The organism is Mycobacterium sp. NPDC003449, assembly GCF_053588415.1.
On record NZ_JBSFPX010000031.1, the window covers coordinates 38176 to 47597 of the forward strand.

The 9422-nt window shown below is 68.2% G+C and carries 8 protein-coding genes and 1 pseudogene; 3 read left to right on the forward strand and 6 right to left on the reverse strand.

Annotation, left to right across the window (positions count from 1 at the left end; all coding sequences use genetic code 11):
• Positions 1 to 22 precede the first annotated feature (22 nt).
• From ACWDTP_RS11375 to ACWDTP_RS11395, 5 genes are all read right to left on the reverse strand, one after another.
• On the reverse strand, positions 23 to 847 hold the full coding sequence (locus tag ACWDTP_RS11375) for an Abi-alpha family protein (protein WP_450019596.1): 825 nt from the start codon (positions 845 to 847) through the stop codon (positions 23 to 25).
• A gap of 99 nt (positions 848 to 946) precedes the next feature.
• Positions 947 to 1915: an ABC transporter substrate-binding protein gene (locus tag ACWDTP_RS11380; RefSeq protein ID WP_450019598.1), complete on the reverse strand. Its 969-nt coding sequence runs from the start codon at positions 1913 to 1915 to the stop codon at positions 947 to 949.
• 5 nt (positions 1916 to 1920) lie between these two features.
• Positions 1921 to 2718, reverse strand: a complete 798-nt coding sequence (locus ACWDTP_RS11385) for an ABC transporter ATP-binding protein (RefSeq protein ID WP_450019600.1) — start codon at positions 2716 to 2718, stop codon at positions 1921 to 1923.
• A gap of 1 nt (position 2719) precedes the next feature.
• Positions 2720 to 3556 carry an ABC transporter permease gene (locus tag ACWDTP_RS11390; protein WP_450019602.1) on the reverse strand — a complete coding sequence of 279 codons (837 nt, stop codon included), beginning with the start codon at positions 3554 to 3556 and terminating at the stop codon, positions 2720 to 2722.
• The gene (locus tag ACWDTP_RS11395; protein ID WP_450019604.1) at positions 3553 to 4881 is read right to left on the reverse strand and encodes an aryl-sulfate sulfotransferase; all 1329 of its coding nucleotides are present in this window, start codon (positions 4879 to 4881) and stop codon (positions 3553 to 3555) included. The genes ACWDTP_RS11390 and ACWDTP_RS11395 overlap by 4 nt, the downstream gene beginning before the upstream one ends.
• A gap of 188 nt (positions 4882 to 5069) precedes the next feature.
• Here ACWDTP_RS11395 and ACWDTP_RS11400 point away from each other — a divergent pair, with 188 nt between their 5' ends.
• A complete protein-coding gene (locus tag ACWDTP_RS11400; protein ID WP_450019606.1) occupies positions 5070 to 6095 on the forward strand; it encodes a LacI family DNA-binding transcriptional regulator in 1026 nt (341 codons plus the stop codon).
• 126 nt (positions 6096 to 6221) lie between these two features.
• Entirely contained in the window at positions 6222 to 7151 is a 930-nt protein-coding gene (locus ACWDTP_RS11405; RefSeq protein WP_450019608.1) for a class I SAM-dependent methyltransferase, read from the forward strand.
• 30 nt (positions 7152 to 7181) lie between these two features.
• On the opposite strand, the gene ACWDTP_RS11410 is transcribed toward ACWDTP_RS11405, so the two are convergent.
• Complete coding sequence (locus ACWDTP_RS11410; RefSeq protein ID WP_450019610.1) at positions 7182 to 8081, reverse strand: LysR family transcriptional regulator; 900 nt, start codon at positions 8079 to 8081, stop codon at positions 7182 to 7184.
• Positions 8082 to 8165: 84 nt separating this feature from the next.
• Here ACWDTP_RS11410 and ACWDTP_RS11415 point away from each other — a divergent pair.
• Positions 8166 to 9386 (forward strand): annotated as a pseudogene (locus tag ACWDTP_RS11415) (GMC family oxidoreductase); the annotation flags it as partial.
• Positions 9387 to 9422: the final 36 nt, after the last annotated feature.

Below are 9422 nucleotides of genomic sequence, written 5' to 3' on the forward strand. Positions count from 1 at the left end.
GCGCTCGGCTTCTCGCTGGCGCTCACCGACCGTCCTGTTGCATGGCCGCCTCCCACAGTCCGATGCCCAGGCCGGACAGGCTGAGCGTGAGCTTCTCGACGCGCGCCGTGAGCGGACCTCGCGAGGCGTTCTTGATCGCGCTCAGCACCGCGGGCTCGGCGAGCAGGATTTCGTAGTCGGCCTTCTTGTCGGCGTCCTCGGGGCTGGTCTCCACCAGGCCGAGGGACAGCAGATGGCTGACGTACTGCGGGACCATCCTGGGTAATGCGACGTTGGCGGTCCGGCCGATCAGGCAGGCGTTCTCCAGCACCGGCTGGCCGGACGTGCGGGTTCGGGAGTGGATGTTGACCAGCGGTGAGGTGGCGCCTTCGGACAGCGCGCCGATGATGCGGGCCTCATCGGCCACGAGCTGGTTGAGCAGCCGGTGGTACAGCTCGACCTGACTGCCGCTGGTGCTCTGGTCCAGGGCCCGTTCCAGCAACCGGCCCATCTTGGTGTTGAGCGAGTCGGCGGTCGGCTCCTCCGGCGTGGCGGGTTGCTGCGGGTTCGGCGCCTGATCGAGGGCTTCGAGCCGGTTCTTCACCAGGGTGGCCAGTTGCTCCTCGCTCCAGCTGGCCAGCTTGAAACCGGTCCTGGCCATATCGACGGCCCGGTCGGTGAGACCCAGCGGATCGAACCGCTTCGGCACGACGGGCCGCGACCGCGGTGTCCGGATCGCGAACGCGATCTCGCCGACCGGTGTGCTGAGTTTGAAGCCCCGACGCTGATAGATGGCGCGCTTGGCGGGCCGATCCTCGGTCACGTCGGGTTCGGAGCCGTTTTCGGGCCTCGATATCTCCTGCGACATCACCTATCAACCGCCTCGACATCGTGTGAATGTGGCCACAGCAGGCTCGGCTGTGTGACGACATTATTGCGTGCGGTCAGTGTCGCTGCGGTCGCGCCCTTACGACGTGGTTTTCGGCAGTAACTGGTTGTCGAGCCGCTCGGCGTAGTTCGGCAGCGCCGTCGAGGCATCGATCGACTTCTGCGTTTTGGCCCATTCGCCGAGTTCGGTCAGCTTGGCCGCCAGATCGGGGTTGAGCTGGAGGGTGAAGTCGAACTCCTTGAGGACCGTGCGCAGCAGTTGCGGGTCGAGTTGGGTCGCCTTGGTGACGGCGTCGACGGCCGCGGCGTCCTGTCGGGACAATGCGGGCCCGGCCTCGTCGATGGCGGCGAAGAACGCCGTCATGGCCTTGCCCTTGGCCGCTATCGCGTCCTGGGTCGACAGGAACAGGCTGTGCTGGTTGTAGGTGCCGCCGGCCAGCTCGACCGCGTCGGCGTCGAGGGCCTGGACGGCCTGCGCCTGATAGGGCTGGAAGATCGACACCGCATCGACGTTGCGCTGGGTCACCGCGGTGACCATGGCCGACGGCGACACCTGAACCAGATTGGCGTCGATCTTGTTCGCTGCCAACGCGTTCGCGATGTAGTAGGCGGCACTGGTGCCCAGCGGGGTGCCGATGGACTTGCCGGACAGGTCGGCGACGGTGTTGATGCCCGCGCTGCGGCGGGCCACGATCCGCGACCCTTCCCACCGTGACCCGTCACCGACGACGCGCAGCGTCGGGGTGCGGGTGAGCGCGGCGGACGTCGGCACGTCGGCGGCGGTGGTGATGTCGACCTGACCGGCCGCGGCCGCCTGCAGGGCCTCGACCCCGGACTGGAAGTTCACCACCTTCACGTCGACGCCGTGCTTGCTGAACAGCCCGGTGTCGGCCGCGACCGGGATCTGGGCCCAGGACGGGTCGACGACGAATCCGACCGTCAGCCGCTCGGCGTCGGCGCTGCCGGAGTCCGTGCACGCGGTGATCGACGCGGCGAACGCGACGGCCGTCAGGGCCGCGGAGGCGAGGCGCCGAAGGGAGATCTTCACGATGGTCATGTCCTTTGTGAGCCGTGAACTGCATGGTCGGTGCCGAGTTGGTGGTGCAGGATCTTGCGAATCTCGCTGTAGCCGGGTTGATCTGCGAGTGCGTCGGCGGGCCGGGGCCGGCTCAGCGGGTTGACGATGTGCTCGGCGATGTGCCCGTCGCGCAGCACGCTGACGGTGTCGCCGAGCCGGATCGCCTCGTCGATGTCGTGGGTGACGAACACGATGGTGCGGTTCAGCCGGGTCCACAGGTCGATGAGCAGGTCCTGCATCCGCAGCCGGGTCAGCGCGTCCAGGGCCGCGAACGGTTCGTCCATCAGCATCACGGTCGGCTCGCCGGCCAGAACCCTGGCGATGCTCACCCGCTGACGCATGCCACCGGACAGTTCGGTGGGGCGTTGCCCGCCGACGTCCTCGGGCAGTCCGACCAGGTCGAGCAGGTCCCGAATTCTGGCCCGCCGCTCGGGTTTTGCGGATTTTCTTGCGGCCAGTGCGAATTCGATGTTGTCGGCGACGGTCATCCACGGAAACAGGACATCGCGCTGGAAGGCGACGCCGCGGCGGGGGCTGGGCGCGGTGACGGGTCTGCCGGTGCCCTCGCCGTGGTCCACCACCGTCCCCGAGGTCGGGGTGATGAGACCGGCCAGGCAGTGCAGCAGGGTCGACTTGCCACTCCCGGACGCGCCGACGAGCACGGCGAACGACCCGTCGGGGATGGTCAGCGAGATGTGGTCGAGCGTGGGTTGCGGCTTACCGGGGAAGCGCACCACCAGATCGCGGGTTTCCAATGCCGGGCTCTGGGTCATCTCAGTGTTCCTCCCTGGCCCACCGGGTGAACGGGGCGGTGAGCGAGTTGACGAGCAGATCGCACAGCGCGCCGAGGATGCCGAGGACGATGAGGCAGAAGATCAGCCGGTCGGCCTGGGAGAAAAGTTGCGCCTGATAGATCCGGTAGCCGATACCCGCTGTGGTGCCGGTCATCTCGGCCACCACGATCAATACGAATGCCATCGCCGCACCGACCCGGAGCCCGGATGCGATATCGGGTGCGGCCTCCGGCAGTACCACCCGGCGCAGCGTCTGCCAGCGCCCGGCGCCGAGGCAGCGCGCGGCCTTGAGATAGTCCGCCGGGGTACTGGCGAGCCCGGCATGGCTGTTGATCCACACCGGCACGAACACGCCGAGCGCGATCACCAGGGTCTTGCTGTTCTCGCCGAGCCCGAACCAGAGGATGGCCAGCGGAACCAGGCCGATGGTCGGAATGGGGGAGAAGACCCGCAACACCGGCTGCAGCAGATTGCGGCCCGCGGCGGTAGTCGCGGTGGCCACGGCGGTCACCACGGCGACGACCGCACCGATCGCGAAACCGATTGCGGCCCTGCGCAGACTGGCGATGATGTCGTCGGCCAGCAGGCCTTCGGCCCACAAGGTGTGGCCCGCCGCGACGACCTCGGGCAGGCTCGGGAACAGCTGGCGGGGGAAGTGTCCGGTCGCGACCGCGAGCGACCACACCGCGGCCGCGATGGCGAGCCCGGCGACCGTCCAGCCGAGCGTGCCGAACCGGGCGAAGACCGAACGCAACCGGGCCGGTGCCGGTTGCGCCGCGCTCACCGCCTCGGCCCGGACCGCGGTCCCCGCCGTCATCCGTTCGCCCCGTGGGCGACCGTTGGCACCGCCCGCAGAGCGGCGCGGGGTGTGCCCGGCGGCGTCCAGTCGAAGGCGACGGCCTGCGCGCGGTACACCAGCGCGGTCCGGGTGAGCCGGTCGACCCCGGGCACCCGGGGCTGCTTGACCTCGGGTTCGCCGGCCACGCCGTAACCCTGGTAGGGGCTGTGGTACTCCCAGACCACGTCGCCGTCGGCGGTCACCTGGAACAGGCGCCCCTGCATGCCCTCGGCGATCAGGGTGTTGCCGTTGGGCAGCCGCTGCGCGTTGCTGACGAACGAACTGAAGAAGGTCCACGACGGCAGGCCGGAATCCTCCGCGGTGTACTGCCAGACGATTTCCCGGGTGGCCGGGTCGATTTCGAGGATCCGCGACCCGGCGTAGATGCCGAGCGGTGCGGGCGGATACCCGGCGCCGCCCTGGTTGTCGAACACCAGAATGTTGCCCGCGCCGGGGAGGCCGGCGGCGATCATGTGCGGATTGTGCTGTCCGGAGGTCTGATCCAGCGGGCGCGGCACCTTGTGCGCGTTGATCCGCTGATGCTGGGACCCGGCCGGGTCGGCGTAGTACGGTCCCAGCTTCCAGGCGACGGCTCCCGACGACTTGTCGATGAGCGCGATGATGTTGGCCTTGCGGAAGCTCACCAGGATGTTGTCGGGATGAAAGACGCTGTCGGCGTCGGCGACGTGCCACCGGTTGGCGCCGAGCGATTTGGCGCTGTTCATCTCCAGATAGCCCCACGGGTCCTCGGGATCGCGGGCCACCGTCTCGCGCAGCGCGGCCCAGCCGTGTGCCGAGAATCCGAATTCGTCGAGATGGTCGCCGGCCAGCCAGGTCCACACGATCTCCCCGTCGGGGGTCACCTCGTAGAGGCCCTGATCGCCGACGATATGGTCGCCGAGGCCCGGCACCACGCGGGGCACCGTGACCAGGATCAGCCGGTTACCGTTGGGCAGGAGTTCCCAGTCGTGGTTCTGGCGGGCCGCCCCGCCGGGCGCCTGCGCGCCCCATTCCCAGACCCGTTCACCGGACCAATCGAGTTGACCCACAGTACCGTTGGCGTAGATGCCGCCACGGGCGTCGCCGCTGTCGGACAACTGGACCCCGACGTCGCCGATGCGACCCGCGTTGAGCGCCGGATCGAGGAGGCGGGGCGGCACCCCGGCGTACGGCCAGTCGTGCACGACGGTGCCGTTGAGGTCGATCAGGCGGGTGACCGAATCGGCCCCGGTGAACAGCACATAGCTGTCGTGGACGAGGTCGGGGTCGAGGTAGGTGACTCCGGACTGTCGTACAAATGCCATGTCAGCTGCTCCACCAATCTCGTGCTCATGTCCGCGGGCTACCTCGGATTTCTAATCGATTAGCGTAATGAGCGTCAGCGATCGTGGAACCGTCACAATCGCTGTGATTCAAAGTCTTATCTCCGGCCCGATGTCGGGTCTGATGAGAGGTCTCACGAGGACACTTTCCAGGAGCGAGGACAACAGGGGTGAGCACGAAACGTCCGACACTGGCCGATGTGGCCAAGCGGGCAGGAACGTCGACCGCGGTGGTCAGCTATGTGCTCAACAACGGGCCGAGACCGGTGTCGGAAGCGTTGCGGTCCAAGGTGATCAGCGCGATCGACGCGCTGGACTACCGGCCCGATCTGCGGGCCCGCGCGCTGCGCCGCCCGCGCCGGTGGCGACAGATCGGCCTGCTCGTCCCCGATCTCACCCTGCCCCTGTTCGGGCAGTTCGTCGGGCGGATCGAGGTGGAGGCCCGCGCCCGCGACCACCTCACCGTGATCGGCAACACCGGCTACGACCCGGAGCGCGAACTCGAGTTCGCCACGGCGTTCGCCGAGGTCGGTATCGACGGCCTGATCGTGATCGGGGCCGCCGATGCGCCGGGAACGGCGAAACTGTGCCGTCGGGAACGCATTCCGGTGGTGTGGATGCACAACATCCGCGGCGAGGTGGACGCCGAGATCGTCGGGGTCGATCACGTGCATGCGGGCGGACTCACCGCCCGCCACCTCGCCGACACCCACGGGTGCCGCGATCTGGCCTTCGTCGGTGGCTTCACCGAGGCCGATGTCAGCCACGGCGACCGCGAAACCGTGCAGCAACGGTTCGACGGCGTGGCCGCCGTCGCGGGCCGGGACACCCCGGTCGTCCGCACCGATCTCACCCCGTCCGGTGCCTACGCCGCCGTCGGCGCCTACCTGCGCGGTGTGGCGCGCCCGCCGCGGGCGTTCGTGGTCGGGACCTACGGGCAGAGCGCGGCGACGCTGCGCGCGATCACCGATGCGGGTCTGACCGTTCCCGGCGATATTCGGGTGGTCGGCTTCGACGGCGCGGGAAGCGACTACGGTCAGTTCCGCCTGACGGCCGTCCAGCAGCCGGTCGGCGCGATCGCCCACCAGGCACTCGGCCGGCTCCTCGGCGACCCGGCGTCCGGCGACGGGGAACTGGAACCGTCGCTGCGGACGGGCGACACCTGCGGTTGCCCTGGTCCGGGAGCGTCACGATAACGTCGTGCCGACGGCCGGCAAGCAGCGTTATCGTCGAATTCGGTGAAGCTGCTGGGCGGGTCGGGAGTCCGTTGCCCGCGCCCGGCAGCGGATCACCTCAGCCAGAACAACTTTCGGAGGTAGACAATGGCAGCGGCCAGGGAATCGTGGGATCCCGCCACCAGCGTTGGGACGACGGCGACGATGGCAGCGGCGGCGCGGGCCATCGCCACCACCAACGGTGACATCAACGATCCGTTCGCCGAGCCGCTGGTCCGCGCGGTCGGTGTGACCTTTCTGACCCGCTGGGCCACCGGTGAGCTGTCCGCGTCGGATCTCGACGCGGAGGGCAGTTCGTGGGGTCTGGCGCAGATGCCCGCATCGCTCGCGGCCCGCACGCGCTACTTCGACGAATTCTTCGCCGATGCCGCAGCGGCGGGAATCCGCCAGGCCGTCATCCTCGCCTCTGGCCTGGATACCCGAGCCTATCGGCTGGACTGGCCGGCGGGGACGACGGTGTTCGAGATCGATCAGCCGGCCGTCATCGAGTTCAAGACCACGACGCTGGCCGGCCTCGGCGCCGAACCCACGGTCGAGTTGCGCCCGGTCGCGATCGACCTGCGCGAGGACTGGCCGACGGCGCTGACCGCGGCCGGCTTCGAGCCGGACCGGCCGACGGCGTGGATCGCCGAGGGCCTGTTCGGCTACCTGGCACCCGAAGCCCAGGACCGGCTGCTCGACACCGTCACCGCACTCAGCGCTGCCGGCAGTCGACTCGGCACCGAGGCCGTCCCGAATACCGGCGACATGGACCCCGAGGAGGCGCGCGAGCGTATGCGCGAGGCGACCGCCAAGTGGCGCGAGCACGGCTTCGAGCCCGATCTCACCGTGATCGCGTTCGAGGGCGAGCGCCAGAACGTCGGCGCGTACCTGGACGCGCGCGGCTGGACGTCGGCCGCGACGCCGATGGCCCGGCTCCTCACCGGCCACGGGTTGGCGGAGATCCCGCAGACCGACGACGACCGGGAGACGATGAACGGCGTCACCTACTTCACGTCGACGCTGGCGGCCCGGTAGGCCGGCCGCTGCTGTTCATTTGATCAGCCATTATTGCTTCCGGGCGCGTACTGCCGCGTCGAGGAGCAGGCCGGCCAACGCGGTGGTCGCCGGCGTCATTCGGGTGGCGGGTGGCGAGGCCAGATACACCTGCCAGATGATCGGATCGGTCAGCTCGACGGCACGCAGGGCCGGGAATCTGCGGGTTTCCGATGCGGGCATGAAGGCACCACCAAGGCCGTTGGCGACGAGCTCTGCGATGGCCGTGAACCCGGCGGGCACTTCGTAGCGGGTGTGTGGATCGGCGCCGACGGTGCGAAACGCGTCATCGACGAGATGTCGCAGCCCGAATCCAGGTGGGAATCCGACGAGTTCCTCGCCGGCGAGATCGCCGAGGTCGACTCGCTTGCGCCCGGCCACCGGGTGATCCTGGCCGCAGACGAACACCATGGGGTCCTCGAACAGCAGCCGCATGTCCAGTTGGGGTGGCAAGCGGTCAGGCACCGACACCAACGCTAAATCCAGTGCGCCCTCGATGAGTGCCGCCAGGTAGGCCGAGGCTCCGGACTGGCTCAACCGCAACCGCAGGCGCACGTAGGGGTGCTGGCGGTGGAAGTCTCCGAGCGCGCCCGCGACATCCATCGGGCCGAACGAGATCAGGGACCCGAATTCAACAGTGCCAGACAGTGTGTCACGGAACTCGCCAACGGAGCCGACGGCCGCCCGGACACTACGTAGCACGTCCTGGGCGTGGCCGCGGAAGCGTTCACCTGCCGGGGTCAGGGTGATCCGCAGGCGGGTGCGGTCGAAGAGGGTGACGCCGAGTTCGCGTTCCAGTTTCGCGACCGACGTCGACAGTGCCGATTGCACGACGTGTACCCGGGCGGCCGCGCGGGTGAAATTCAGCTCGTCGGCGACGGCAATGAAGTGCTCGATCTGGCGCAGTTCCATGCCCGACAGTCTATCTATTGAATAGATGGTCAACATCAGATTTGATCGTTGGACGCGATAACCGCCCGCGTGTGCAATGGAGCCGTGAGCTACATCGACACCCTCCGGTCGCACTACGACTTCATCGTCTGCGGCTCTGGCGCATCCGGTTCGGTCGTCGCCCGCCGCCTGGCCGAAAATCTCGCGGTGACAGTGCTTCTGGTGGAGGCGGGTGGCACCGATGAGGTGCCGGCCATCGCGGCGGCCGATCAATGGCCACTCAACCTGGGAACCGAACGGGACTGGGGATTCACTGGCATGCCCAGCGCCGACGTCAACGGGCGCTCCGTGCCGTTGTCGATGGGCCGGGTGCTCGGCGGGGGCTCCAGCATCAACCTGATGGTCTGGGCTCGCGGCCACAAGGACGACTGGGACCACTTCGCCTTCGAATCCGGCGATCAGGCCTGGGGCTATGAAGCGGTCCTCGACATCTACCGCCGAATCGAGGACTTCCACGGGGAGCCCGACCCGGATCACCGCGGCACCGGTGGGCTTGTGTATGTCGAGCCGGCACCCGATCCGAACCCGTTGGCGCCGGCAACGGTCGGCGCGGCCCGCAGCGTGGGAATCCCGGAGTTCGAGAACCAGAACGGACGGATGATGGAACAGCGTGCCGGTGTCGCCATCACCGACATCCGCGCGCGGGGCGGATGGCGTCAGTCGGTGTTCGGCTCCTATGTCCGACCGGTCCTGGGGCAGCCAAACCTGGACGTCATCACCGACACGCTGGTCACCAGGATCACCGTCGAGGGTGGCCGGGCCACCGGCGTCGAACTGTTCCAGGAGGGTTCGGCCCGGCAGATCACCGCGGGCACCGAAGTCATCCTGTCCGCGGGTGCGATCAACACCCCGAAAGTGTTGATGCACTCCGGAATCGGCCCGGAGGATGAGTTACGCCGGCTCGGCATTCCGGTACAAGCCCACCTGCCCGGGGTGGGCCGTAATCTGCAGGATCATCCCGGCTTCGACTGCGTCTGGGAGTACCGCGAACCCGTGGCGCCCCGCAACAATGCATCGGAGGCCACCTACTTCGCCACCAGCCGTAGCGGGCTGGATGCACCGGATCTGCAGACGTGCCAGGCCGAGGTGCCGAAGTCCAGTGCCGAGAACATCGCCCACTTCGGGCTTCCCGAGCACGGGTGGACGCTGTTTGCCGGGGTGGTGCACCCCCGCAGTCGGGGGTTCATCCGGCTGCGCTCGACAGATCCGCGGGACCCGGTCGATATCCACGCCAATATGCTCTCGCACCCCGCAGATTTCCCGGCATGACCTCGCGTTTCACGAAGGGCTTCAACAGTTCTG

Coding starts and splice junctions, on each gene's coding strand:
- ACWDTP_RS11375 (WP_450019596.1), bottom strand. CDS start 847: ATGTCGCAGGAGATATCGAGGCCCGAAAACGGCTCCGAACCCGACGTG.
- ACWDTP_RS11385 (WP_450019600.1), bottom strand. CDS start 2,718: ATGACCCAGAGCCCGGCATTGGAAACCCGCGATCTGGTGGTGCGCTTC.
- ACWDTP_RS11390 (WP_450019602.1), bottom strand. CDS start 3,556: ATGACGGCGGGGACCGCGGTCCGGGCCGAGGCGGTGAGCGCGGCGCAA.
- ACWDTP_RS11395 (WP_450019604.1), bottom strand. CDS start 4,881: ATGGCATTTGTACGACAGTCCGGAGTCACCTACCTCGACCCCGACCTC.
- ACWDTP_RS11405 (WP_450019608.1), top strand. CDS start 6,222: ATGGCAGCGGCCAGGGAATCGTGGGATCCCGCCACCAGCGTTGGGACG.
- ACWDTP_RS11410 (WP_450019610.1), bottom strand. CDS start 8,081: ATGGAACTGCGCCAGATCGAGCACTTCATTGCCGTCGCCGACGAGCTG.